General features: G+C 70.1%; 25 protein-coding genes. 8 read left to right on the top strand and 17 right to left on the bottom strand.

Annotation, left to right across the window (positions count from 1 at the left end):
* Positions 1–124: 124 nt before the first annotated feature.
* Positions 125–1,357: a YndJ family transporter gene (locus M1L60_RS07590; RefSeq protein WP_308208435.1), complete on the top strand. Its 1,233-nt coding sequence runs from the start codon at positions 125–127 to the stop codon at positions 1,355–1,357.
* A 141-nt stretch (positions 1,358–1,498) separates the two neighbouring features.
* On the opposite strand, the gene fdhA is transcribed toward M1L60_RS07590, so the two are convergent.
* Complete coding sequence (fdhA, locus tag M1L60_RS07585; RefSeq protein ID WP_253236591.1) at positions 1,499–2,740, bottom strand: formaldehyde dehydrogenase, glutathione-independent; 1,242 nt, start codon at positions 2,738–2,740, stop codon at positions 1,499–1,501.
* A gap of 134 nt (positions 2,741–2,874) precedes the next feature.
* On the bottom strand, positions 2,875–3,060 hold the full coding sequence (locus M1L60_RS07580; protein WP_253236590.1) for a Flp family type IVb pilin: 186 nt from the start codon (positions 3,058–3,060) through the stop codon (positions 2,875–2,877).
* 102 nt (positions 3,061–3,162) lie between these two features.
* Between M1L60_RS07580 and M1L60_RS07575 the strand changes: the two genes are divergently transcribed.
* Positions 3,163–4,779: a RecQ family ATP-dependent DNA helicase gene (locus M1L60_RS07575; RefSeq protein WP_253236589.1), complete on the top strand. Its 1,617-nt coding sequence runs from the start codon at positions 3,163–3,165 to the stop codon at positions 4,777–4,779.
* A 1-nt stretch (position 4,780) separates the two neighbouring features.
* Here M1L60_RS07575 and M1L60_RS07570 read toward each other — a convergent pair whose 3' ends face one another.
* The 6 genes from M1L60_RS07570 to M1L60_RS07545 all read right to left on the bottom strand — a co-directional run bounded on the left by M1L60_RS07570 (position 4,781) and on the right by M1L60_RS07545 (position 9,381).
* Complete coding sequence (locus tag M1L60_RS07570; protein ID WP_253236588.1) at positions 4,781–5,122, bottom strand: DUF1330 domain-containing protein; 342 nt, start codon at positions 5,120–5,122, stop codon at positions 4,781–4,783.
* Between the two features lie 58 nt (positions 5,123–5,180).
* Positions 5,181–5,624, bottom strand: a complete 444-nt coding sequence (locus M1L60_RS07565; RefSeq protein ID WP_253236587.1) for a VOC family protein — start codon at positions 5,622–5,624, stop codon at positions 5,181–5,183.
* A gap of 142 nt (positions 5,625–5,766) precedes the next feature.
* Positions 5,767–6,318 (bottom strand): hypothetical protein, encoded by a 552-nt coding sequence (locus M1L60_RS07560; protein WP_253236586.1) that lies wholly within the window; start codon positions 6,316–6,318, stop codon positions 5,767–5,769.
* Between the two features lie 529 nt (positions 6,319–6,847).
* Positions 6,848–8,365: a diguanylate cyclase domain-containing protein gene (locus M1L60_RS07555; RefSeq protein ID WP_253236585.1), complete on the bottom strand. Its 1,518-nt coding sequence runs from the start codon at positions 8,363–8,365 to the stop codon at positions 6,848–6,850.
* A 321-nt stretch (positions 8,366–8,686) separates the two neighbouring features.
* Positions 8,687–8,953, bottom strand: a complete 267-nt coding sequence (locus M1L60_RS07550) for a DUF3817 domain-containing protein (protein WP_253236595.1) — start codon at positions 8,951–8,953, stop codon at positions 8,687–8,689.
* A 5-nt stretch (positions 8,954–8,958) separates the two neighbouring features.
* A complete protein-coding gene (locus tag M1L60_RS07545) occupies positions 8,959–9,381 on the bottom strand; it encodes a hypothetical protein (protein ID WP_253236584.1) in 423 nt (140 codons plus the stop codon).
* Positions 9,382–9,467: 86 nt separating this feature from the next.
* On the opposite strand from M1L60_RS07545, the gene M1L60_RS07540 reads away from it, so the two are divergent.
* Positions 9,468–10,412, top strand: coding sequence for a GlxA family transcriptional regulator (locus tag M1L60_RS07540; protein ID WP_253236583.1), 945 nt, complete (start codon positions 9,468–9,470; stop codon positions 10,410–10,412).
* A gap of 123 nt (positions 10,413–10,535) precedes the next feature.
* On the opposite strand, the gene M1L60_RS07535 is transcribed toward M1L60_RS07540, so the two are convergent.
* The 3 genes from M1L60_RS07535 to M1L60_RS07525 form a co-directional block, all read right to left on the bottom strand.
* Positions 10,536–11,204: a YceI family protein gene (locus M1L60_RS07535; RefSeq protein WP_253236582.1), complete on the bottom strand. Its 669-nt coding sequence runs from the start codon at positions 11,202–11,204 to the stop codon at positions 10,536–10,538.
* A 265-nt stretch (positions 11,205–11,469) separates the two neighbouring features.
* Positions 11,470–12,465: an LLM class flavin-dependent oxidoreductase gene (locus tag M1L60_RS07530; protein ID WP_253236581.1), complete on the bottom strand. Its 996-nt coding sequence runs from the start codon at positions 12,463–12,465 to the stop codon at positions 11,470–11,472.
* Between the two features lie 24 nt (positions 12,466–12,489).
* Positions 12,490–13,107 (bottom strand): class I SAM-dependent methyltransferase, encoded by a 618-nt coding sequence (locus tag M1L60_RS07525; RefSeq protein WP_253236580.1) that lies wholly within the window; start codon positions 13,105–13,107, stop codon positions 12,490–12,492.
* A gap of 85 nt (positions 13,108–13,192) precedes the next feature.
* On the opposite strand from M1L60_RS07525, the gene M1L60_RS47730 reads away from it, so the two are divergent.
* Positions 13,193–15,481, top strand: coding sequence for a putative bifunctional diguanylate cyclase/phosphodiesterase (locus M1L60_RS47730; RefSeq protein ID WP_308208434.1), 2,289 nt, complete (start codon positions 13,193–13,195; stop codon positions 15,479–15,481).
* On the opposite strand, the gene M1L60_RS07515 is transcribed toward M1L60_RS47730, so the two are convergent.
* The 6 genes from M1L60_RS07515 to M1L60_RS07490 all read right to left on the bottom strand — a co-directional run bounded on the left by M1L60_RS07515 (position 15,478) and on the right by M1L60_RS07490 (position 20,649).
* Positions 15,478–16,539 (bottom strand): amidoligase family protein, encoded by a 1,062-nt coding sequence (locus M1L60_RS07515; RefSeq protein WP_253236579.1) that lies wholly within the window; start codon positions 16,537–16,539, stop codon positions 15,478–15,480. The two genes, M1L60_RS47730 and M1L60_RS07515, sit on opposite strands and share 4 nt — an antisense overlap.
* Positions 16,536–17,354, bottom strand: coding sequence for a hypothetical protein (locus tag M1L60_RS07510; protein WP_253236578.1), 819 nt, complete (start codon positions 17,352–17,354; stop codon positions 16,536–16,538). The genes M1L60_RS07515 and M1L60_RS07510 overlap by 4 nt, the downstream gene beginning before the upstream one ends.
* Positions 17,351–17,869 (bottom strand): SigE family RNA polymerase sigma factor, encoded by a 519-nt coding sequence (locus M1L60_RS07505; protein WP_253236577.1) that lies wholly within the window; start codon positions 17,867–17,869, stop codon positions 17,351–17,353. Before M1L60_RS07505 ends, M1L60_RS07510 begins: the two co-directional genes overlap by 4 nt.
* Before the next feature lie 64 nt (positions 17,870–17,933).
* Positions 17,934–18,863: a diacylglycerol/lipid kinase family protein gene (locus tag M1L60_RS07500; RefSeq protein ID WP_253236576.1), complete on the bottom strand. Its 930-nt coding sequence runs from the start codon at positions 18,861–18,863 to the stop codon at positions 17,934–17,936.
* A 185-nt stretch (positions 18,864–19,048) separates the two neighbouring features.
* Positions 19,049–19,261, bottom strand: coding sequence for an SNARE-associated domain-containing protein (locus M1L60_RS07495; protein ID WP_253236575.1), 213 nt, complete (start codon positions 19,259–19,261; stop codon positions 19,049–19,051).
* Between the two features lie 134 nt (positions 19,262–19,395).
* Positions 19,396–20,649: a pyridoxal phosphate-dependent aminotransferase gene (locus tag M1L60_RS07490; RefSeq protein WP_253236574.1), complete on the bottom strand. Its 1,254-nt coding sequence runs from the start codon at positions 20,647–20,649 to the stop codon at positions 19,396–19,398.
* Between the two features lie 295 nt (positions 20,650–20,944).
* Here M1L60_RS07490 and egtA point away from each other — a divergent pair, with 295 nt between their 5' ends.
* From egtA to egtD, 4 genes are read left to right on the top strand one after another with little or no spacing between them, the layout of a single operon-like run.
* Positions 20,945–22,144 carry an ergothioneine biosynthesis glutamate--cysteine ligase EgtA gene (gene egtA, locus M1L60_RS07485; RefSeq protein WP_253236573.1) on the top strand — a complete coding sequence of 400 codons (1,200 nt, stop codon included), beginning with the start codon at positions 20,945–20,947 and terminating at the stop codon, positions 22,142–22,144.
* Complete coding sequence (gene egtB / locus M1L60_RS07480) at positions 22,141–23,442, top strand: ergothioneine biosynthesis protein EgtB (protein ID WP_253236572.1); 1,302 nt, start codon at positions 22,141–22,143, stop codon at positions 23,440–23,442. Before egtA ends, egtB begins: the two co-directional genes overlap by 4 nt.
* Positions 23,442–24,185 (top strand): ergothioneine biosynthesis protein EgtC, encoded by a 744-nt coding sequence (gene egtC, locus M1L60_RS07475; protein WP_253236571.1) that lies wholly within the window; start codon positions 23,442–23,444, stop codon positions 24,183–24,185. The genes egtB and egtC overlap by 1 nt, the downstream gene beginning before the upstream one ends.
* Positions 24,182–25,141, top strand: a complete 960-nt coding sequence (gene egtD, locus M1L60_RS07470; protein WP_253236570.1) for an L-histidine N(alpha)-methyltransferase — start codon at positions 24,182–24,184, stop codon at positions 25,139–25,141. The genes egtC and egtD overlap by 4 nt, the downstream gene beginning before the upstream one ends.
* Positions 25,142–25,150: the final 9 nt, after the last annotated feature.

Raw genomic sequence — 25,150 nt, 5'->3', positions numbered from 1 at the left:
CGGCGCAAGCAACCGCAACCGCAACCACGAACCACAGCCACGCGGCGCAAGCAACCGCAACCGCAACCACGAACCACAGCCACGCGGCGCAAGCAACCGCAACCTGGATGCGTGGCCTGCAGGCGTGGGCGATATCCACCGGGGGACGCGCCTCCCTGGCGGAGCCGTCCCTGAAGAGCAGCCGGGCCTGGCGGCAGGCGAGCGACGACTCAGTGCACTCGATCGCGGGCGGCGGCTGTCGCGGTGGTGGCCGGTGGTGGCGTTGCCGGCCGTGGTCGCGCTCATGCTGCCGCGTGGGGTGCTCGCGGGGCTGCTCTGCCTGCCCTATCTGGTGGCCTGCCTGGGTGTGCCGGTGTTGCTGCGGCGGGAAAGGCTGGTGGCCTTCGCGGCGGCCTGTCTGCCCGTGGCTGCGGCGGGGCTCGCTGCCGAGCGAGCGGGGGTGGCCCTGCTCGGCTTCGCGGCCGGCGTTCTCGGGTTGACTGCGGCCCACTTCCACGTGGCCGGCTTCGGCGCGCTTCTGTTGCTGGCGCTGGCCAAGGCCCGCTACCGCCTGCTGGCCCCGGTCGGCGTGGCGGTGGTGGGGATCGGCTTCCTCATCGGCGGCACGCCGGGCGACGTCGTCGAGCTGGTCGGGGCCGGTGTGCTCACCGCGGGTCTCTGGCTGGCCCTCGCGACCCACGCCGGGCGGGGTGCCCGCCGGCTGTTCGCGCTCAGCCTGGTGACGATGGCGCTGGCCCTGCTCTACGCGGCCGGGCAGGTCACCGACATTCCCCACCTCGGGCTGACCTGGATGGTGCTGACCCACGGCGTGCTCAATGCGGCCGCCGTCCTGACCGCGCTCGTCGTGGCCTGGGCCACGCGTGACCAGTCCTGGTCGCAGCACACCTGGTCGCACCGGATCGGCACCGGCCGCGACCGCTTCGAGGCGGCCTCGACCGCGTTGCTCACCTGGGACATGCACCGCCGCTCGGGGGCCTGGGTCGACCCGGCCACTCCCCCGGCCACGCCCGGTCTGCGCATGCTCTCGTCGCTCGGGTTCGGCCGGCTGCGCGTGCCCGAACCGTGCGTGGTGGACGAGGTTGTCCGACAGTCCGATCGTACGACAATGCACTATGTCGCTTTGCCCGGGCACACGTTCGCCGGGGACGAGAGTTTCAGTGTGCTGCTCGCACCCGACGGGGCCGTGCGCTTCGAGGTGACCGTGCGCTCGCAACCCGTACTGCTGATTGCCCGGCTCGCGGGGCCCCTGGTGCCGGTCGCTCAGCGACTGTTCATCGCGCGGTGCGCCGCCGCGTTGCGTTCCGCCGAGCCGGCCACAGTGGTCCCGCCCGAGCTGAGCCGCACGAGCGCTTCGTAGGCCAGGGAGCCGACGCCACTGCCATCCAGCCGGATCACCCGGCCCGTGGCCGGTTCGCGGTCGGCGTACCGAATAACCGCCGGCACGAACAGCGGCCCCCGCCCGTGTTGCCTGGGCGAGGGCCGTGGACGAAGAGCGGGATCAGCGCTTGCCGATCATGCCGTGCGGGTCGAGGACGTACTTCTTGGCCGCACCCTGGTCGAACTCCTGGTAGCCCTGCGGGGCCTGTTCGAGCGGGATGGCCACGGCGTTGACGTTCTTCGCGATCTGCACCCGGTCGTGCAGGATGGCCATCATCAGGTTGCGGTTGTACTTCATGACCGGGCACTGGCCGGTCACGAACGAGTGCGACTTGGCCCAGCCCAGCCCGAGGCGCAGCGACAGCGATCCCACCTTGGCCGCGTCGTCGACGCCGCCCGGGTCACCGGTGACGTACAGGCCGGGGATGCCGATGGCGCCGCCCGCGCGGGTCAGCTGCATCAACGAGTTCAGCACCGTCGCCGGCTGTTCGACGTCGGCGTTCTCGCCGTGACCGCGGGCCTCGAAGCCGACCGCGTCGACCGCGGAGTCGACCAGCGGCTCGCCGATCGCCGACGCGTCGTTGCCGAGGATCCGGGAGATCTGCTCGATCGGGTCGCCCTGGGCCACGTTCACGGTCTCGCAGCCGAAGCTGCGGGCCTGGGCCAGGCGCTCCTCGTTGAGGTCGCCGACGATGACGACCGAGGCGCCGAGCAGCCATGCGGACGTGGCCGCCGCCAGGCCGACCGGTCCCGCGCCGGCGATGTACACGGTGGAACCGCTCGTCACGCCCGCGGACACGCACCCGTGGTAGCCGGTGGGGAAGATGTCGGCCAGCATGGCCAGGTCGAGCGCCTTCTCGATGGCCTGGTCGCGGTCGGGGAACTTGAGCAGGTTCCAGTCGGCGTACGGCACCAGCACGTAGTCGGCCTGCCCGCCGACCCAGCCGCCCATGTCCACGTACCCGTAGGCCGAGCCGGGACGGTCGGGGTTGACGTTCAGGCAGATGCCGGTCTTGCCTTCCTTGCAGTTGCGGCAGCGCCCGCAGGCGATGTTGAACGGCACCGAGCACACGTCGCCGACCTTGATGAACTCGACGCCGGGACCGACGTCGACGACCTCGCCGGTGATTTCGTGCCCGAGCACGAGACCCTGCGGAGCGGTGGTGCGCCCGCGCACCATGTGCTGGTCGCTGCCGCAGATGTTGGTGGCGACCGTCTTGAGGATGGCGCCGTGCGGCACTTTGCGGCCGATGTTGAGTTTGTTGACGCCCGGGCCGTCCTTCAGCTCGTACGTCGGGTAGTCGATGTCATGGACCTCGACCGTGCCGGGGCCCTCGTAGACCACCGCGCGATTGGCTGGCATCGTTGCCTCCCATCGTCGGACCGGCGGCGGGGGATGTGACGCCGCCATGAACGCCATGTTTCACGGACGGCAGCCGAAACAGAACCCCGAGTAGTGGCGAAAGAGGTCGATACCGACATCCCCCGCATCAGCCATCAGGTCGGGAGCTTGATCTTGCCGGCCACGGCCCCGAACAGGTCGCTGATCTGCTGACCGAACGTGGTGGCGCCGACGATGATCACGACGGCCACGAGCGAGACCAGAAGCCCGTACTCGACGGCGGTGGCCCCCTCGTCGTCGCGGGTCAGAATGGCTTGGATATATGCGGCGATGTGGTTCATCTCAGTCCCCCGTCTGTGGTGTTCGAGCCTCCTATCGGCCCGCCCGGCCCCCACGAAAGCGCCAATCGGGTGCAGGCCAGTTGCCGGTGCCACACTTGCCGGGTGTCTGACGTCAACGCCATCTCCGAGTCGGTGCTCGGATTCCCGCTCCGGCCCGTACAGGAAGAAACCGCAACCGTGGCCGCCTCCGGCCGGGACACTCTGGCCGTGCTGCCGACCGGCAGCGGCAAGAGCGCGATCTACCAGGTGGCCGGCCTGGCCCGCGGCGGTCTGACGGTCGTCGTCTCGCCGCTGGTGGCTCTGCAACGCGACCAGTTGCGCTCGCTCACCGCCCGCGATGTGGCGGCCCGCATGCTGAATTCGAGCCTGCGGCACGCCGAACGGGTCGAGGCGCTGGCCGCCGTGCGCGACGGCGAGACCGACTTCGTGCTGCTCGGCCCGGAGCAACTGGCCAACGACGAGACCCTTGGCGCTATCAGCGGCAGCAAGCGTGCGGTGACGCTGATAGCGGTCGACGAGGCCCACCTGATCAGCCAGTGGGGCCACGACTTCCGCCCCGACTATCTGCGGCTGGCCGACGTGGCCGACTCGCTCGGGCGGCCGCCGGTGCTCGCGTTGACCGCCACCGCGGCCCCGCCCGTGCAGGCCGACATCACCCGCCGGTTGCGCATGACCGATCCCACGGTCATCGTGGCCGGCTTCGACCGGCCGAACCTGACCCTGTCGGCCCGCCTGACCCGCCCCGACCGGCCGGAGGCGCTGGCCCTCGAGGATCGTACGGTCGAAGTGATGCTCGCCCACGAGACGCCGGCGCTCGTGTATGCGTTGACCCACGCCCATTGCGAGGATTTGGCCGAACGGTTGCGGCGGGATTCGTACAAGGTGGCCGCCTATCACGCCGGCGTGCCGGCGGCCGAACGCAGCCGCATCCAGGACGCTTTCTTCGCCGGCGAGCTCGACATCGTCGTCGCCACCAGCGCCTTCGGCATGGGCATCGACAAACCCGATATCCGTACGGTGGTGCACGCGGGCGTTCCCGGCAGTCTCGACGAGTACTACCAAGAGGTGGGGCGGGCCGGTCGCGACGGCCGGCCCGGGGTGGCGGTGCTGGTGCACGACAGCCGGGCCATGCGGATCCCGCGCCTGCTGGCGGCCCGCGCCAAGGTGCCCGCCGACACGGTGACGGCCGTGGTCGACCAGCTGGAAACCGCCCGCGGAAAGGTGAAGCTGGCCGACGTGGCCCAGGCGGCCGGGGTCAGCCACGCCGCCGCCCAGCGGGTCGCGGCCGAGCTGATCGAGCGGCATTTCCTGACCCCGTCCGGCCACGACGAAGTGACAGTCAGCGTGCCTGTGCCGCATTCGGCCCGCGCTGCCGTGCTGGCCTCCGGCGACCGCCGCCAGACCATTCTGGCCAGCCAGATCGACACGGCCCGCCACTACGCGGAGACCACCCAGTGCCGCCGGGCCGAGCTGCTGGCGTATTTCGGCGAGCATTTCGCCGCCCCGTGCGGCAATTGCGACAACGATGCGGCCGCAGCGCCCCCGGGCCCGTCGTGGTCACCGACCACCGGCGACGGCACCCGGGTGACCCACAAATACTGGGGTTCCGGTTTGTTGCTGGCCCGCGACGACCACGAATTGTCGGTGCTGTTCGATTCGGTCGGCTATCGCCATCTGACGCCGGCCGTGCTCAGCAACGGGCTGCTCACCATCGACTGATTCAGGCTGCTGCGGCCCGGAGCAGGGCCGCCGTGGCCCGCGAATCGTAGTCGGGGCCGACCCCGGCGAAGATCAGCGTGTCCCCTTCGATGTGCCGGGTGCGCAGCGGCAGAATGCGCTGATAGGCGTCCGAGGCGTACCATGCCCGCGCTTTTTGGAGGTCGGGAAACTCGAGCAGAACCACGGTTCCAGGCCACTCCCCCTCCATGACCTCAACTTCGGGCCCATGCGAGAGGAACTTCCCACCGTACGGATCCATGGTGTCCTGGATCTGCTCGATGTACACAAAAATGTCGTCGTGCGTGCTCGGAGTACGCAGATGAGCCAAGGCGTAAGCAGTCATACCCCGACTGTGCCCGCCCACGGAAAGCCGGTCGATTACCCCGGAGGTAAAGCCGCCCTCACTCGGTGATCGTGTATTTGTCGCCGACCCGATCCTGCACCTGCTCGACGGTCGCCGTGTCGCCCGGCGTGTGCAGATTCCACCGGTGCCCGAACGGATCGAAGATCCACCCCGCCCGCGACCCGTCGTCCTGCGCGACCACCGGCCGCTCGACGGTGGCCCCCGCCTTTACGGCCGCGGCCACGGTCAGGTCGGCGTCGGGAACGCTGAGCACGAGGGCGACCGGCGTGCCACCGTACGCCCGCGGACCGCGGACCCCGATCTCCGGATGCTCATCGGCGAGAAACAACGTCTCGCCGGCCAGACTCAACTCGGCGTGGCCGATCCGCCCGTCGTCGGCGGTCCAGCGTTGAACTTCGACCGCTCCGAACACGGAAACATAAAAATCGATCGCCGAAGCGGCGTCGGGGCAGCACAGGTATGGCACCAATCCTTGTCCCATACCCCCACCCTACGTCCCTCTTTCGATCGGACGAATCGATCGAGCGGCCCTACGACGCCAAAGACCCACGTGGGAACGATCGACGAGAGTCGCCGCGTCCACCCCCATTCTGTGCGCCTCGGTGCCGCGAGCCTGTTGCGCGCTACCGCCAGAACTTGGCGTACTTCTTGCGATACTTCTCCTCCGGCTCAGCGGCGATGAACTCCTGAGCAAGCTCGCTCACGGCCTCGTCGGGCACCGCGTCATGCAGCCGCCGCAACGACTCGACGAGGTCGCTACGCACGAGCGTGCCGTTCTTCTCATCAAAGCTGTCGCGGTAACGCACGCGGAGGGTCTCGAGCAGCCCAGCCCGCTGCTTCTCCCCTGCCAACCCGATCTTCCAAAGCGACCGCAGCGTGTGCCGAGCCGTGACGAACCGAGGATCCTTGGTCACCACGATCAGGGCCGGCAGGTCACCCAGAACCCGGTCGCTGGACTCATGCGCCGCCAAATTACAAAGCAACTGCCCCGCGATGGCCCGGTTGTGATTGTCGCGATCAGCCAAATGCCCCACGACGTCATCCCACACAGCCCCGGCCCACGGCACGGATTGCTCGGTCGTAGCCATCAGAGACTCGTAAGCAGCGTTCTGCCGCCCCCGATCGGCCCCCCACAGATCCGAGTAGCTGTCCGGAATAACCACATCACCAGGCATGCAAAAGATCCTAACCATTACGCCCAGAACACCCTGCCCCCACTACAACCACGTAAGCAGCAAACACCGAGTGCAACCGAGTTCGCGGTCCACAGTCGGCGCGATGCAAAGAGCACCGCGAGCACATAGGCAGCGCCCGCCAGGTAGCACGTGCAGCAAACAACTCCCGCAACAGGCGTCGCGCGTAAAAGGCGGCGCGGACACAAGGCGGCGCGAGCAGCAGCGGGCGCCCGCAACAGGCAGCGTGAGCAACAAGCAGCGTGGGCACATAGGCGGCGCGTGCGACAGCCAGCACGCCCGCAGCAGGAGGCGCGAGCACATGAGCGGCGCGAGCAGCAGTTGCGCCCGCAGCAGGCGGCGCGAGCAACAACCAGCGTGCGACGACAACCGTTGTTTCAACAGGCAGCGCGAGACCGCCGCTCGCGCGACGGAGTGTTTGGGAGGGCGGGCGGCGCTACGAGGCGAGCGATGTGGAAAGCGGTGGCGAAATTGCCGCTGAGAACGAGCCGGAGCGCGGCAAGCGGCGGCTTCAGCTCGGGGTGTGAGTCATTTCGGGGGCGTGGCGTAGCCAGGTGTTGGTGCCCTGGCGCTTGGCGGTGTACATGGCCAGGTCGGCGTCGCGCAGCAAGGACGTCACGTCGGAGCCGGGGGTGGCGTCGGCTACGCCGATGCTCGCGGCGGCCCGTACGGGAATGCCTTCGATCTGTTCGGGGACGGTCAGGGCCGCGAGGATGCGTTCGGCCGTTTGGGAGGCTTCGGCGGCGGTGCAGTCCGGCAGGAGCACGGCGAATTCGTCTCCGCCCAGGCGGGCGGGCAGGTCGGTGGCGCGGATCGAAGCGCGCAGACGGTCGGCCACCGCCAACAGCAGGGCGTCGCCGGCCGCGTGGCCCATCGTGTCGTTCACGGACTTGAAGCCGTCCAAGTCGACCAGCAAAACCGACACCCTGGCTGTCGGTGTGGACAAGGCGTGCGCGACCTGGTCGTGGAAGTGGGTGCGGTTGGCCAGTCCGGTCAATCCGTCGAAGTGTGCCTGGTGCCGCAGCCGTATCTCGTGTTCGCGCAACTGGTCGATCAGCGCGGAGTTGTCGTGGAACGCCACCAGCTGCCGGGCCGCGACCAGGCCGCAGATCAGCACGAGCCCGGCCACCACGCCCCACAACCGGGCGTTCACGCCACCCGGTAGCACCACGATCAACGCACCGAAGGCGACGACCATGGCCCCGTACGGCAGGAGGCTGTAGGGCTTGCGACGGCGCTGGCCGAAAGCGTTCGTACGGTCGGCGCCGGCCAGGAACAGCTGGATGCGCGGACCGCTGTTGATCAGCAGGGTGGGGAGGAAGCACACCAGGTAGACGAACGGAGATACCGCGGTGTCCGTTTCCGGCGAGAGGAACAGGCCGATGCTCATCACGACGGCTGAGCCGATCATGGGGATGGCGGCCGCCGTGTGCATGGGCGCGTTGCCGCTGAGGATCATCTTGATCGCGGCGAACGCGGCCGTGATGCTCACGCCCGTCGCGGCGATCACGGCCAGCAACTGGGGCTGCGAATACTCACCGGGCGTAGCCAGCAGACACCACGCAACGACACCACCGGCCGCCAGCACGGTCGCCGAGTCGAGCCAGAAACCGAGACGTTCCCGCCCGGACCGGGTCGGATGCGGGTGGGCCAGCATCGCCACCACCACCGAGGTCAGCCCGATGCCGAAGCACACGGTCTGCACCGAGCCGCCGGTCGTCGTCCAGGTGCCCGGGGTGAAGGTAAGGATTGTCTGACAGGTGTCCCCGATCGCGAACAACATGCCGACCGCGGCGAGCACCAGCCAGAACCGCCGCACCGCACCGGTGGCCAGCCGCGCCACCCGCCAGGAGCAGATCGCGAGGGCCACGTCCATCGGCGGCTGACCCGCCCAGAACACCCGCGCCTGCCATTCCGGATGCCCGTCGAGCAGGAAGAACAGCAGCGCCACGACCCCGGTCCAGCCCACGAAGGTCAACAGCAAGGGATCGCGGCGCAACTTGCCCGGGTCCGGCACGGAGTCGGCCACGTAGGGCTCCCTCCGGTCAACACGGGCCACGGCGACCCATGACGCTCCGTATCGACAAACCCCACGCCCGGTTGAGGAATCACCCCCGCCCGGCGACGCGCGTCACTCCGAGACCCCCCCATTACGTACGCGCCATGACCGCGCAACAAACAAGCAGCACTCACGCTCAAACGCTCAGTTCGCAGCGCTCAAAGCGCCAACCTCCGACCATCCTCGGATCGCAACGCGCACTCCCGTGCACTCGCGCGTCGAAAACGAGCAGCCCAGCGGTCAGCGAGCCATTCAAACGCGCACTCGTGCGTGCGTCTGATCGGTTGCAGTTCAAACGTGCAGATTTTTGGCGCGAAGCTGGTCGAGGCGTATCGATCGCAGCGCCAGCAACCCACCGATGCCTGGCACCACGGCGAGCAAGCGGGCGCGGGTTCGGTGGGTGGCCGCCACCGTTGCGCCGATCACCAGTAGGTAGGCGCAGCCGTGCAGGGGGCCGAGCAGCGTGGGGATCCAGGGGACGTGCACTGTGGCGAGGTTTGCCAGCAGGGCGAGCAGGGAGATCAGTTCTGTGCGGGCGGCCACGCGTAGCAGCATCATCGTTGTCACGCGCCTGTTGTTGAGCCGGGGCGGACGATCATCAGGACTACGACTGTGGCCCAGAGCAGGTTGAAGATGCCGGAGGTCATGCCCAGGCGGGTGGCGTCCACCGGGTCTCGGGACCACAGGGCGGCGGCCTGGGCCGGCAGGATCGAGTAGGCGAGCACTACCGCGGCCAACACGGTCAGGACGATCGAGACGAGTAGCCAGGCGTCGGTCAGCACGCCCAGGGAGGCGCCGGTGGCCAGGCCCAGCACCGGAACCGTCAGTCCGACCAAGGCGTAGACGCGGCAGATGCGGTTCAGGGTGCGCATCTGGTCGAGGTCGGACCGGCGTACGGCGGCGGGGAACATGCTGGCCGCCACGGTGACCGGGCCGATGGCCACGATCGCCGCCAGCACATGGAGTGAGAGAAGCACTTTTGTCACGGTCACCGACCGTATGGGCACCCTTTTTGATCCGGAAGTGGCTCGAATGCCATAGGTCAACGGATTTTCGCCATAGACTTGCCGGCATGCATCAGGTCGCCGTGCTCGCGCTCGACAACGTTGTCGCCTTCGACCTCGCTACGCCGCTCGAAGTCTTCGGGCGGGTGCGCCTGCCTGACGGCGCGCGGCCCTACGACGTACGCGTGTGTGCTCCTACGCCTGAGGTCAGCGCTCAAGCCTTCACCGTGCGGGCTGACCACGGATTGGAGGCGCTCGAGACCGCCGGCACGATCGTGCTGCCCGGGTGCCACGGCGCCGGCCGGCCCGTACCGGAAGAGGTTTTGACCGCACTGCGGACGGCCGCGAGTCGCGGCGCCCGGATCGCGTCGATCTGTGCCGGCGCGTTCGTGCTGGCCGCGACCGGGCTGCTCGACGGGCGGCGGGCGACCACCCACTGGCTCGGGGCCGATCAGTTCCGGGCGATGTTCCCGGCGGTCGAGCTCGACCCGGGCGTTCTGTACGTCGACGAGGGGCAGTTCCTCACCTCGGCCGGTGCGGCGGCGGGGCTCGACCTCTGTCTGCACCTGCTCCGCCGCGATCATGGTTCGGTCGTGGCGGCGCAGGCGGCCCGGCTGTCGGTGATGCCGCTGGAGCGGGAGGGTGGCCAGGCCCAGTTCATCGTGCCCGAGCAGCCGCCGGCGCCCCGCGGCTCGGAGCTGGAACCGTTGCTGCGCTGGCTCGACGACAATGCCGGGCGCGACCTGACGCTGGAGGCGATCGCGGGCCGGGCCGGGATGAGCACTCGTACGCTGAATCGGCGCTTCCGTGAGCAGACCGGCACCACGCCGCTGCAGTGGTTGCACCTGGCCCGCATCCGCCGCGCTCAGCACCTGCTCGAGACGACCACCCACGCTGTCGACCGGATCGGCTCGCAGGTCGGCTTCGGCTCACCGACCGCCTTCCGCGACCGCTTCAAGCGCGTCGTCGGCACAAGCCCGCACAGCTACCGCCGCAGCTTCAGATCGCGCTAAAGCTCAGCCCGCCACGCTCGGCCAAGGCAGGCCTGGCGAAAGCCCGAGGCGGCGAGGCCAAGGCGGGCCGGGCGAACGTGCAGCGAATCGCGCACGGCGGGCGGGCCCCGAACCCGCTGGAGGTCAGCCCGCCGTCTCGAGGATGGCCTCGCCGGCGATCTCGATGCGGACGCTCTTGCCGACCAGGAAGCCGCCGCTCTCGAGCAGAACGTTCCAGACCAGCCCGAAGTCCTCGCGTTCGAAGTCGGCCGTTGCGCTGAAGCCGAAGATGTCCCGGTCGTACGGGTCGCGCCGCGCCCCGCCGTACTCGACGTTCAGATCGATCGGGCGGGTCACGTCGCGGATCGTCAGCAGGCCGTTCACCACGAACTTGCCGCTGGGCCGGGCCGCGGGCAGCGACGCCGCGTTGGGCCGGCGGGACAGCGGGTTGTTGCGCAGCCGCGCCCACAGGAAGATCTCGTCGTTGTTCTGCTGCCACTGCACACCGGTGCTGCGGAACGTGATCACCGGGTACCGCTCGACGTCGAGGAAGTCGGCGCTCGACAGGTGGGTGTCGCGGTCGGCGTTGTGCGTGGTGAGGCTGGTGGTGTCGATGGTGGCCGTCACCGTCGAGCGCATCGGGTCCTCGGCCACGAAGATGGTGGCGTTGCCGCGGGCGAACTCGCCCCGGACCGGGCTCACCATCATGTGCTGGGCCAGGAATCCGAGCCGCTTATGGGCATCGTCCAATTTGTACACACCCGCGTCGGGAATGGTCAGGCCGTTCCACTCCCGGATCGGTCGGTCGACCATAACTTCGCTTCACCCCTCGACCCTGTCCCACACGATGCATTCTCCGAATTCAAAGGATCTTAGGCGGAGAAAAGCCGGGCGCGCTGCCCGCACCGCCACTCAGGGTACGGACGGGCAGCTCAGTGGCCTGCAACACCGTCACGATCGTCCCCTGACGACCGATTTATACGGCGATCGGAATCACATTTCTCGAATACTGGTGACTCAGTGTTTCGGAGAATGAAACAAATCCGACAGGGTGACGATGGCCACCGCGTCCCAAAAGCTATTTCGACACCCGCATGATTTCGCCGGTAAGTTCCACCGAGTGCACCCGATCGGCCACGGAAGACGCATGGTGGGCCGTGATGAGCTCGTCGGCCCCGGCCTCCTCGGCGAACTTCTCGAGGTACTCCCGGACCTCGCCGGCCGTGCCGACCGCCGTGTACCGGGTCATGTTGGACAGCCCGGCCCCGGCCGGGGAGGCCAGGAACGCGTCGATCTCGGCGTCGGTGAAGTTCGACCCGCGGGCGCCCCGGCTGATCATGGCCCGGGTGCGGGCGCGGTAGGCCTGGGTGCGCTGCTTTTCCGCGGTCGCCGTGTCGTCGGCCGCGAACACGTTGACCCCGGCGATCACGTACGGCGTGGCCAGTTGCTCGGACGGGCGGAACGTCTCACGATAGACCGTGACCGCCTGGTGCAGCGCGTCCGGGGCGAAATGCGAGGCGAACGCGTACGGCAACCCGAGCTGAGCCGCGAGCTGAGCCCCGAACAGTGACGACCCGAGGATGTAGAGCGGCACCGCCGACGTCGGCCGGGGCACGGACTGGACGCCGGGCACCCGGGAGTGACCGGTGAGGTAGCCGTTGAGCTCGAGCACATCCTGCGGGAACGAGTCGGCCGAGCTGTTGTCGCGGCGCAGCGCCAGCATCGTGTTCTGGTCGGTGCCCGGGGCGCGGCCCAGACCCAGGTCGATCCGGCCGGGGTACATCGTGGCCAGCGTGCCGAACTGTTCGGCGATCACCAGCGGCGAGTGGTTGGGCAGCATGATGCCGCCCGACCCGAGCCGGATGCGCTCGGTGTGGGCGGCCACGTAGCCGATCACCACGCTGGTCGCCGAGGACGCGATGCTGGGCATGTTGTGGTGCTCGGCATACCAGACGCGCTCGTAGCCCGTACGTTCGGCCGCCCGGGCCAGCGCGACGCTGGCCTCGAAGCTCTCGAGCGCGGTCTGCCCGCTGCTGATGGGGGCGAGGTCGAGGATCGAGAGCGCGGTCACCATGGGACCGAAGCTACTCCGCGGTCCTTACATCGACACGGGGGCTGTGCGCCGGAACACATCGAGCAGGAACCACTCGTCCTCGTGGTGGACGACCCGCTCGAGGCCCGGCCGGGCGGCCAGCGCCTCGTGCGCCTGGAACCCGTCGTAGTTGCCGCCGTTGACCCGGTCGCGGAAGTGCACGCCGACCAGGTCGCCGCCCGGCTCCAGCCGCTCGACCAGCCCGTGCAGGGTGGCGTCGAGGTCGGCCGCGTTGAAGTAGTACAGCAGGTCCCCGACGACGATCAGGTCGAACGTCCCGTCCGGGAGCTCGGCCGGCAGGTTGGCCCGCTCCACCCGTACGTTCGGGAACTCGCCCAGAAGCGAACGAGCCTGCTCGACGGCGGAATCGACCGAATCGACGGCCAGGATCTCGTCGCACCGCGGCGCCAGCAGGGCCGTGAGCAGGCCGACCGAGGCACCCGGCTCGTAACAGCGGCGATAGTGCTCCCGCGGCAGGCTGGCCACCGTCACCGCGTACTTGCGGCGGTCGTGCCACTTGGTGGCCAAGTCCCAGGGATCGTCCTTGGCCATGTAAAGGCCTTCGAAGTAATCCAGCGAGACGGAATCGGCCGGGGGTTGCGCGTCGTCGAGAGCTCGTGCCACGCGACCAGAACTTACCGGACCGCTTGGCAAACACCGCATTCTGCCGATGGGGCCTATGACGGGTCCTTGCCCGAAAGGTGGAGATGTGAACGGCGACCGCCGCTGGTGGTGCTGGTGGCTGGTCGCCGCGGCGCTGGTGATCGGCGTGGCCGGGTTCGTCTTCGGCATGACCGGTGAACTGCTCGTCTACGCCCTGGTCGGCCTGGGCGCGGTGGCCGCCGTGGTGACCGGCGTACGGATCCACCGCCCGGCCCGGACCAGCGCGTGGACCCTGTTCGCCGTCGCGGCCGGGACCGGGACGACGGCGTGCGCCGTGTGGGCGGTCGCACCGGATGCCCTGGTGACTCCGAGCCTGACCTTGAACGACGCCGTCTTCCTGTGCTCCTATCCCCCGCTGGCGGCCGGCCTCGCCCTGCTGGCCCAACGCTCAGGAACCTCGCGGTGGGCCGGGATCACCGAGACCGGCGTCGTGCTGTGCACCGGCACCGTGCTGGCCTGGGTGCTGCTTTACGACCCGTACGTCATGGACAACCCCGTCCCGTTGTCGAACCCGGCCGTCGTCGCCTACCCGTTCCTCGATGCTCTGGTGACCGGGATGGCCATCCGCCTGATCGTCGTGCAGGCCACACTGTCGCGGCCGCACCTGATCGTGCTGGGTGCCATCGCGATGATGGCCACCTCCGACGTGCGGTACTTCCTGCAGGTGGCGCGGGCCGAGACGGTCGAGGGGTCGATGACGCTCAGCGTGGGCGCGTTCATCGGCGCGTACGTCCTGATCGGGGCGGCCGCCCTGCATCCGGGCACTGCCCCGGCCGAGCCCCGGCCGGAGGCGACGGTGAGCACCTGGCGCATGCTCACGCTGCATGTGGTGCTGGTGCTGCTCGGCCCCTTGGCCACGGTGTACGCCGTACGCCGGGACACCGAACTCCACCAGTTCGACCTCATCGTCCCGATCGTCCTGACCGCCGCCGTGTCGGTGCTGCTGGTGGTCCGCATGGCCCTGGCCACCCGGCTGGCCGAGAACCAGGCGGCCACGCTGGGCCGATCCCTGGCCGAACAGGCCGCCCTGCAGGACTCGATGCGCCACCAGGCCCTGCACGACTCGCTGACCGGGCTCCCCCACCGCAGTCTGCTCGAGGAGCAGCTGGCCCTGGTCTCGGCGGCCGGCGAGAGCCGGGGCGCGCTGATGCTGCTCGACCTGGACGGCTTCAAGGACGTCAACGACCGCCTCGGGCACACGATCGGCGACCAGCTGCTGGTGACCGTGGCCGACCGGCTGCGGCGGCTGCTCGGCCCGGGTGAGACGCTGGCCCGTCCGGGCGGGGACGAGTTCGCGATGCTGCTGCCGGCCGCGGGGGCCGCCGAGGTCAAGGCCCGGGCCGACGCGGTGCTGGCCACGTTGCGCCGCCCGGTCGAGGTCACCGGGCACACCTTGCACGTCACGGGCAGCATCGGCGTACGCCGGTTGGAGGCCCGGGCCGGGGCCGACGAGCTGCTGAGCGACGCCGACCTGGCCCTGTACGCGGCCAAGGCCGCCGGTAAGGACCGCTACGAGCTGTTCGATCCCCGGCTGCGGCGCGAACAGGCCGAGCGCATCCGCATGGTCGAGCGGCTGCGGGCCGCGCTCGACGCCGACGAGTTCACCGTGCACTACCAGCCGATCGTCGCGCTGCGCTCGGGCGTCTCGATCGGCTTCGAGGCGCTGGTGCGGTGGACCCCGCCCGAGCAGGCGCCGGTCGGGCCCGACCAGTTCATCCCGGCCGCCGAGGACAGCGGGCTGATCGTCGGCCTGGGCGAGTGGGTGCTGCGCCGGGCCTGTGCCGAGGCCGCGCCCTGGCACCGCCGCTACGGCACGACGATCGCCGTCAACGTCTCACCCCGCCAGCTGGCCGAGCCGTCCTTCGCCGCTGTGGTCCGCCAGGCCCTGGCCGACAGCGGCTTGCCCCCGAACGCGCTGACCATCGAGATCACCGAGGGGGTGCTGGTGCGTTCGGGCGCGCAGACCGAGCTGACCCTGGCCCACCTGTCCGAGCTGCGGGCCGACGGCGTCCGGGTGGCGATCGACGACTTCGGCACCGGGTACTCGTCGCTGGCCTACCTGCGCGACCTCCCGATCGACATCTTGAAGATCGACAAGTCCTTCATGCCGGACGATCCGACCGACGCCCAGCAGGCCGCGCTCGTGCGGGCCGTGGTCGACCTGGCCCGCAGCCTGGGCCTGACCACCGTCGCCGAAGGGGTCGAGACCGCGCATCACGCCGAGCTGCTGCGCACCCTGGGCTGCGACCGCGGCCAGGGCTGGCTGTTCGGCCGTCCGGGACCGGCCCCGGCCGCCGCCATCCGGCTGGCCGCCGAGACGACTGTCGGGGTCTAGCGGCGGGCGAGCGCCTCGGCCGCGAAGTGCATCAACTGCTCCACGGCCTCGGCCGGGTCGGGGTCGGGCGCGGGCAGCGACGACGAGAACAGGCAGCGTTCCAGCAGCAGCTCGACCAGGGCGGCCCGGTCGACGATCTCGCTCGTGGTGATCGCGCCGGGCAGGATGCGGACCTCGATCGTGTCGCGGATCGGGTGCTCGGCGAACAGCTGGGTCAGGTTGATGTCGAAGAACTTGGTGAGCCCGCCCTCCTTGGCCGCGGCACGCAGCTCGTCCCACCCGGGCCGGCCGGTGGTGGCGGCCACCAGCGGCCCGGGCAGCGGGGCGAGGCGACGGCAGGCCGGATTGGTCTGCAGCAACGCCCGCAACGGCTCACGCCAACCGGCGAACAGGCGCACCACGTTGGCCAGGGCCAGCGGGCCCCGGAACGAGGCACCGTCGAAGTGCAGGTGTACGGCGGCCTCGACCGGAACGGTGAAGCCGAGCTCACGGGCCGGGCCGAGCAGCGCCTCGAGCGCCTCGGCATGCCCCGCGGCCAGCGGCGGCGTCACGATCTCGCACGGCCGCTCGCGCTCGGAACCGGCCGGCGCGGCCAGCGCGATCGTTCCCCCGTCGGGATCGTCGAGCCGGTACACGTCGCCGATCCGCTCGGCCTTGGTGCCCCACAGCGAGGCCGCCGTATCGAGCACGACGTCGAGCGAAGCCGCCGGGTCGCACTGCTCGGCCAGCAGGCTCAGCAGCCGGGGTTCGTCGCTGAGCACGCGGAACCAGCCGGGTGCGGCCGGGGTCCGCGGGTCCAGGCCGTCGATCAGGGTGATGTCGTCGACCAGGGTGCACAGCGGGCTTCCGTCCGGCCGGTCGACCGCGAAGCCCAGCGTCAGGTTGAGGAACTTGCCCAGCCCGGGCACCAGCGACGGCTCACTGTCGCGGTGCCAGACCGGGCGGACCCGGCCGCCACAACGGGCGGCCAGGTCGTCGGCCAGGCTGCGCCGGCTGGCGCCCCCCGGCGCCATCAGCTCGATCTCGAAGCCGATACGCCGGCGCAACCGGGCGGTCACGGCTGGATCGGAAGGGTCTCGCCGGCCAGCAGGCGCTTGCCACCCTCGACCTTGGCCGAATAGGCGTCCTTCAGGTTCCAGGTCTTGGCCAGCTTGACCGCGTCGTCGACGTCGTAGCCGGAGTCGAAGAACTTGCTGACCCGCTTGGCCTCGAGCCCGGCCGCCACGCCCTCGGGAGTCGGCTTGACCGGCAGTTCCTGCCCGGCGAGCAGGCGCTTCCCGGCCTCGAGCTTGGCGTCGGAGGGGTCGGCGATCTTCCAGATCTTGGCCAGCTTCTCGGCCTCGGTGTAGGTGTAACCGGCGTTGAAGAACGCGGCGAACCGCGCCTCGTCCTGCGGGTTGATCGTCTCTTCCTCGACCGGGGCGTCCGGCGTCGGCTTGATCGGCAGCGTCTCGCCGAGCAGCAGGCGGCGGCCCGCCTCGGCCTTGACCTCGAGCCGGTTGTCGTCGCTCAGCTTCCAGATCTTGGCCAGGCGACCGGCGTCGTCGTAGCCGAAACCGGCCTCGGAGTAGGCCTCGAGCTGCTCCTGCCGGGTGTCCTCGGGGTCGGCGCTCGCGCTCACGGCCGGGGCCGCGGCCGGGACACCGGCGGAGGTGTTGCTGACCGCGTTGCTCGCGGGCAGGAACGAGGGCAGGTTGATGGCCCCGGCGATCAGACCGGCGCCGAGGACGCCACCGGCGGCGATCTGCGCGCCCCGCCGGCGCCGCTTGTACTTCTGGGAGAGTTCCTGCACGCGGGCGTACACCGCGGAGGGGTCGGGGGTGTTGTGTTCCTGGGTCTCAAAGGCCTCGCGCAGCTGATCGCGGTCGGTCACGACTTCTCCTCGGCGGGAATGCGTTCCATGAGCTCCGGTGAGAGCCGGAGCGTTTTCAATGCCCTCGACGCGTGGCTGCGCACCGTCGCCTGGGAACAGCCCAGCAGATCGGCGATCTGGTCGTCGTCCAGCTGCTCGTAGTAGCGCAGCACCAGCACCGCCCGTTGCTTGCGCCCCAGGGTGGCCAGCCGCCGCCACAGCACGTCGGCCATCACGACACCCTCGGCGTGGTCACGAACCCCACCCCGCGCGTCGTCCAGCTCGATGAGCCGTTCACCGACCGAATGCACGTGGCGGACGGCCCAGCTGCGCCGCCACGACAGGTACTCGTTGAGCACCATGCGCCGCACGTACGCCTCGGGCGAGTCCGCCTCGTTGATCCGCCGCCATCGGACTTGCGCCCGGGCCAGCACCTCCTGAACGACGTCCTGGGCCAGATCGCGGTCGCCGGTGAGGACGACCGCGTAGCGCAGGAGACTCGGAAGCCGGGCCATCGCGAATTGCTCGAAGGTCACAACCACTACGACGCCCCCCGTGCCCAGTCTGTGCAGTCGTGCCGGAATTAATTTTCGCGCCGGATCAGCGGTCCGGCGCGTCGATCGGGGCCATCACCCGCAGCGCGTTCGCGGCCAGCCCGATGCGCATCGGCGTGCTGCCGCCGGGCTCGCCGTCGACCTCGACCCGGGCCGGGCGGTCGGTCTCGAGCCACAGCTCGTCGACGGCCAGGAAAGGCTCTTCCCGCAGCGTACGCGTGGGGCCCTTGGCGGCGTTGCGAGCGGTCTCGACCAGCAGCTCACGCCGCGAAGGACCACCCACCGTGTACGCCACCAGGAGCCGGTCGTCGGCGTCCGCGTCCCCGGCGATGGGCCGGCCGGCGTGGTGCCCGCCGTTGGCCACGTACACCTGGTGGCTCCGGAAGTCGTGGCTGCGCCCGGCCGTCCGTACGGTGATGCGCAGTGGCTCGTGCCGGGTGAGCAGCCCCAACGCGGTCAGCGGGTAGGCGTAGCGCCCGAGCAGCCGCTTGAGCGGACGCGGCGCCTTGAGCATCACCTCGGCCGACAGCCCGATCCCGACGTGGTTGGTGAACGGCTCGTCGCCCGCCAGCCCCAGGTCGAGATCGATGACCTTGCCCTTGACCAGCACCTCGACCGCCTCGGCGAGATCGAGCGGGGTGTGCGCGGTACGGGCGAAGTTGTTGGTGGTGCCCAGGGGAAGCAGCCCGAGCGCGACGTCCTGATGGGCCAGCAGCCGGGCCGCGGTGCTGATCGTGCCGTCGCCGCCGCCCGCGATGAGCAGGTCGGGCCGCTTGGCCAGGCCCTCGGCCAGGATCCGCGGGAGCTCACGCGGGCGGTCGACGGCACACGCGCCGAGCAGCGTGAACCCGGCCCCGACGAGCCGCTCGCGGGCCGCCTCGTACAGCAGCCGGCCCCGCCGCGAATGAGTGTTGACCACCAGCACCGCGCGCTTGTCGTCACGGATGTCCTCGGTCAACTGCTCTTTCGTACGCACCCGCACGAGCCTATCGGGTCAGAGTGCTGCTCCCCGCTTCGACGGCCTGGTCCTCACCGGCGCCGCGGGCACGTCGAAGAGAAGTGTCGATCGCGCGCTGGATCGTTACCGCGATCGCCATGACGACCAGGGCGGCCGCGCCTGCAGCCAGGAAGCCGAGCAGCGGGTGGTCCTCGAACAGGGTGCTACGACACCACGTCGCCCAGCCACGCGCCGGCCGCGGCGACCAGGATGAGCAGCGCCACGTGGGGCCGGCCGGTGCTCGCGGCGGCGACCCCGCAGGCGAGCACGGTCGACTCGCTCGGCATGAACGGCAGCAGGGCGTCGAGCCCGGCTACGACGAAGACGACCGCGAGGATCGAGGGGCTCGCGGCGACCGCGTCGAAGTAGTGCGGCATGCGCTCACGATCGGCCACGAACCGAACGCGGACATGTACAGCGGTCGACGCGCAGAGGTCATTTACGGCGGCGTCGAGGGCTGATCGGCCGGCGTGACCGTGCCCATCGGTGCGGCCGGCGCACCACGCACCACCTACGCATTGGCGGCACGACGGGCCGTGTACTCGCCGGAGCGGCGCGACGGGTACTGGATCAGGTTGTCGGGGGCGTCCTCGCGCGGGGCGTCCCAGCCGCGGCGAGGCTCGGCCGGCTCTTCGTACGACCGGACCCGGAACTGCCGACCGTAGTCCATCATGCCGTCGATGAGGCGGTCGACGTCCCGCCCCGGTCGCACCACGAGCCGCATGAACTGGCTGGTCATGCCCAGCTTGTTGCCGCACTCGCGGGTGTAGACGCCGTGGTTGGCCACCAGGTAGTCGCGCAGCGCCGTGCCCGACCATTCGGTGGGCAGCTTGACCAGGATGAAGTTGCCCTGCGAGGGGAAGACGGTCAGGCCCGGGATGCGCGCCAGCTCACCGGCCATGGACCGGCGGTCGCGGCTGAGCAGGCGCAGGCTGTCCTCGTACTCCTCCTCGTGTTCCTGGATCATGAAGACGACCTTCTCGGCCAGCGAGTTGAGGTTCCACTTGGGCAGGGCCTTGCCGATCTTGCCGGCGATGGCGGGGTTGGCCATCAGATAGCCGAAGCGGATGCCGTGCAGGCCGAAGTTCTTACCCAGGCTTTTCAGTACGACCGCATTGGAGCGGATCACCGCGTCCGGGCCCACCGACGGATACTGTTCCACGTCGGAGAAGTCGATGAACGACTCGTCGATGACGACCAGGTCGAGGTCGCCCAGCATGTCCATGAACCGGATGACGTCGCGCCGGGGCAGGTAGCAGCCGTCGGGGTTGTTCACGTTGCACACCACGGCCACCCGGGAGCCACGATCGCGAATGAACCGTACGTAATCATCGAGGTTGAGCCGGAAGCCGTCGCGCTCCTGGAGCGGGAACATGTCGACCCGCTTGCCGGTCTCGAGCGGCTGGTCGGTCCAGCGGCCGAAGGTCGGGATCGGGATGGCCACGCTCTCCTTGATGAGCAGGTGGTCGATCCAGGTGATCAGCTCGGTCGAGCCGTTGGCCATGGCCACGGTCTGCGGGTGCAGGCCGAGCACGCTGCTCAGCTTCTTGGTGATGCTGGCCGAGTCGCTCGGGTAGTACTTCAGGATGTTCCTGAGGTCGCGGCTGAGCTCGTCGAACATCTCCGGCGTGGGGAAGTACGGGTTGCAGGGAATGCAGAAGTCCACGATCTCCACGCCCTCGCCCGCCGCCCGGGCCAGGTCGAAGTAGGACGCGCTGTGGGCGCCCTTGTGCAGGATCGAGGTGTCGATTCCGGTCCCCGCCATCGAGACTCCTTAACTCCACCGGTGTGCGCGACACTCCGCCGGGACGCGCGCCAGAAGGTACGAAGCCGATCGATGAAGGGTTCAGGATTCTCCAAGGAATCAACGTTTACGCAGGTGAAGGCTTGTTCGCCCGTCTTAGGTGCCGCTTAACTCCTCGCCTTGATCAAGTGAAACGCTTCCCATTTTCAAGTGACCCAGATCACTCCCTGGGGAACTCCCTGCTTGTCGGCGGTACACGGTGGACCGGCCGTCGGGTCACCCGAAAAATGTCGGACCCCGGCCGTAGGTTCGGGCCATGACCAAGAGCATGCGGATGCTGGCGGAAGGTGACGCCGACACGGCGGCCGTCCTCCACACCCAGAGCGAGGTGGAGGCGCGGATCCGGGCCATCTGCTTCAAGACCGGTCCCCCGGCGCTGATCGGCGCGGAACTGGAATGGACCGTCCACAACACCGCGGCGCCCTCGGCGCCGCTGTCGGTCGAGACGCTGCGCCAGGCGCTCGGCGCGTACACCCCGCAGACCCTGGGCTCACCCCACCCGCCCCTCCCCCTCCCCGCCGGCGGCACCGTCACTGTCGAACCCGGCGGCCAGGTCGAGATCTCGTCCGCACCCTTCGCCTCCGCGAGCGCGCTGCAAACGGCCATCGCCACCGATCGGGCCCATCTGACCGTTCTGCTCGAAGCGGAGGGCCTGTCCCTCGGCGAGCACGGCATCGACCCCCATCGCGCGCCCCGGCGCCTGGTCCGCACCCCGCGCTACGACGCCATGGAGCAGTCATTCGACGAACGCGGCGGCGACGGCCGGGTCATGATGTGCAGCACGGCCGGCCTCCAGGTCTGCCTCGACGCCGGCGCCTCGGCCGATCTGGCCCTGCGCTGGGCCGCCGTCTCGGCCCTGGGCCCACCGCTGCTGGCCGCGTTCGCCAACTCACGCTTCCACGCGGGGCGCGACACCGGTCTGGCGTCCGCCCGCATGGCCGCCTGGTGGGCCATGGACCCCCGGCTCACCCACCCGGTCGGTGTCTCGGCCGACCCGGCCGGCGACTGGGTGCGGTACGCCCTCGCCGCACCGCTCACCTGCGTCCGGCGCGACGGCGACTGCTGGGACGCGCCGACCGGCGCCACCCTGGGCGACTGGGTCCGCGGCGCGCTGCCCCTGCCGCTGACCGTGGCCGACCTCGATTACCACCTGAGCACCCTGTTCCCGCCGGTGCGCCCGCGGGGCTATCTCGAGGTGCGCTATCTCGACGCCCAGGCCGGCGACGACTGGTTCGCCCCGGTCGCCGTGCTCGACACCCTGCTGGCCGACCCGGCCACCACCAGCGCCGCCCTCGACCTGGCCCTCCCCACGGCCGACTGCTGGGTCTCGGCCTGGCGCCACGGGCTGGCCGACCCCGCGCTGCGCCGCACCGCCCACGCCGTCCTCGAGCTGGCCCAGCGCCGCGGCTCGTTCGACCGCGGGGTCACCGAGACGATCGAACGGAAGTTGCGATGACCATCGAAACCGAGCGGCTGCGTGACCGCGTCGCCGCCGAACTGCTCCGCGCGCGCGAGCGCAGCACCCGGCTCACCGAGGCCGTCGACGACGACGATCTGGTCGCCCAGCACTCACCGCTGATGTCCCCGCTCGTGTGGGATCTCGCCCATGTCGGCAACCAGGAAGAGCTGTGGCTCGTCCGCGACGTCGGCGGGCGCGCGGCGGTGCGGCAGGACATCGACGAGCTGTACGACGCGTTCAAGCACGCCCGCCGCGACCGGCGAGCCCTGCCGCTGCTCAACCCGGCCGAAGCCCGGCGTTACGTGGCCCAGGTGCGCGACAAGGCGCTCGACGTGCTCGACCGGGCCCGCCTCGACCAGGGCCGCCGGCTGGTCGCCGACGGTTTCGCGTTCGGCATGATCGTGCAGCACGAGCAGCAGCACGACGAGACCATGCTGGCCACCCACCAGCTGCGTTCCGGCCCGCCGGTCCTCTCGGCGGCTCCACCACCGGCCCCGGCGTCGGTCGTCACCGGTGAGGTCCTCGTTCCGGGCGGGCCGTTCACCATGGGGACCGACACCGAGGCGTGGGCCCTCGACAACGAGCGGCCCGCACACCAGGTCTTCGTGGCGCCCTTCCACATCGATCGGGCCGCGGTGACGAACGGGGCGTACGCCGCTTTCATCGAAGCCGGCGGTTACGACGACCCACGCTGGTGGACAGCCGCGGGCTGGGATCACCGACAGGAAGCCGGGCTGACCGGGCCGGCGCACTGGCAGCGGGACGGCTCCTCGTTCGCGGCCACCACGTTCGGGCGCACCGCGCCCGTCGTGGCCGACGAGCCAGTCGTCCACGTCGGCTTCCACGAGGCCTCGGCGTACGCGAAATGGGCCGGCAAGCGGCTGCCGACCGAGGCCGAGTGGGAGAAGGCGGCCCGCTGGGACCCGGCGACCGGCCGTTCCCGCCGGTACCCGTGGGGCGATGCGGCCGTCGAGTCGCGGCACGCCAACCTGGGCCAGCGTTTCCTGCGGCCGTCCGCGGCGGGGGCGTTCCCCGACGGGGCCTCGCCGCTCGGGGTGCACCAGCTGATCGGCGACGTGTGGGAGTGGACGTCCAGCGACTTCCACGGCTATCCCGGCTTCGCCGCGTTCCCCTACCGCGAATACTCCGAGGTCTTCTTCGGCCCCGACTACAAGGTGCTGCGCGGCGGCTCGTTCGGCACCGACGCGTCGGCCGTGCGGGGCACGTTCCGCAACTGGGACTACCCGATCCGGCGGCAGATCTTCACCGGCTTCCGCTGCGCCCGGGACGCCTGATGTGCCGTCACCTGGCCTACCTGGGGCCGCCGATCCCGTTGTCGCGCCTGCTGTTCGAGCCGCCGCACTCGCTGTCGCACCAGTCGTGGGCGCCCCGCGACATGCGCGGCGGCGGCACGATCAACGCGGACGGTTTCGGGGTCGGCTGGCTCACGGCCGACGGGCCGGTACGCTACCGCCGGGCCACCCCGCTGTGGGGCGATCCCTATCTGCCCGCGCTGGCCCGCTCGGTGCGGGCGGGTGTGGTGCTGGCCGCCGTCCGCAGCGCCACCGTGGGCATGCCCGTGACAGCAGACGCGGCCGCGCCCTTCGCCGACGGGCTGTGGTTGTTCAGCCACAACGGGGTCGTGGCGGGCTGGCCGGCCTCGGTCGAGAAGCTCGCCGCCGCGCTGCCGACCACCGACCTGATGACGCTCGACGCCCCGACCGACGCGGCCTTGCTGTGGGCCCTGGTCCGCCACCGCCTGCGCCACGGCGCCACCCCGGCCGAAGCCGTCGCCGACACGGTGGCCGACGTACTGACCGCGGCCCCCACGTCCCGGCTCAACCTGCTGCTGACCGACGGCCGCACCATAGTGGCCACCATCGTCGGCCATGCCCTGTCGATCCAGCGCACCCGCGACTCGGTGCTGGTCAGCTCCGAGCCGCTGGACGCCGACCCGGCCTGGCAGCCGGTTCCCGACCGCACGTTGCTGATCGCCGAGCCCGGCGCCGTACGGACGCTCCCCCTAGGAGAAGCATGACCACCCCGCTCGAAGTCCATCTCGACGCCGACGACCAGGAGCGCACGCTGCGCGCCGACGTGGTCGCCGGCCTCACCGCGAGCCCGAAACGGCTGCCGCCGAAGTGGTTCTACGACGCCCACGGCAGCGAACTGTTCGAACAGATCACAGAATTGCCCGAGTACTACCCGACCCGGGCCGAGCGGGCGATCCTCACCGAGCGGGCCGCCGAGATCGCCCGGGACACGGGCGCCCGCACGCTGATCGAGCTCGGGTCGGGCTACTCCACCAAGACCCGCCTGCTGCTCGAAGCCCTGCATCCGACCCGGTTCGTGCCGATGGACGTCTCCCCCAGCGCGCTGGAAGCGGCCGCGACCCGGATCGCCCTCGACTTTCCGGCCCTGCCGGTGCACGGCATCGTCGGCGACATCACCCGGCATCTGGGCTTCCTGCCCGGCGCCGACCACCGCCTGGTCGCTTTCCTGGGCGGCACGATCGGCAACTTCGAGCCGGCCGAGCGGGCCCGCTTCCTGGCCGACGTGCGCGGCGTCCTGCGCCCCGGCGAACACCTGCTGCTCGGCACCGACCTGGTCAAGAGCCCCCGCGTACTGGTCCCGGCCTACGACGACGCGGCCGGAGTCACCGCCGAGTTCAACCGGAACGTGCTGCGCGTGCTCAACCACCACCTGCAGGCCGACTTCGACGTCGACGGCTTCGCCCACGTGGCCCTGTGGAACGCCGACCAGGAATGGATCGAGATGCGCCTGCGGGCCCGCTGGCCCATGCGGGTGACGATCCCCGCGCTCGACCTGGTGGTCGAATTCGCCTCGGGCGAGGAGATCCGCACCGAGATCTCGGCCAAGTTCCGCCGCGAGGGCGTCGAGAAAGAGCTGACCGAGGCCGGCTTCGCCCTGAGCCAGTGGTGGACCGACCCCGAGGCCCGTTTCGCCCTCTCGCTGGCCCAGGCGGTGGCCTGACCGCTGCTC

The sequence above is a fragment of the Paractinoplanes aksuensis genome (assembly GCF_024137025.1).
Taxonomy (GTDB): Bacteria; Actinomycetota; Actinomycetes; order Mycobacteriales; family Micromonosporaceae; genus Actinoplanes; species Actinoplanes aksuensis.
This window is presented reverse-complemented; position numbering and strand designations above follow the sequence as displayed.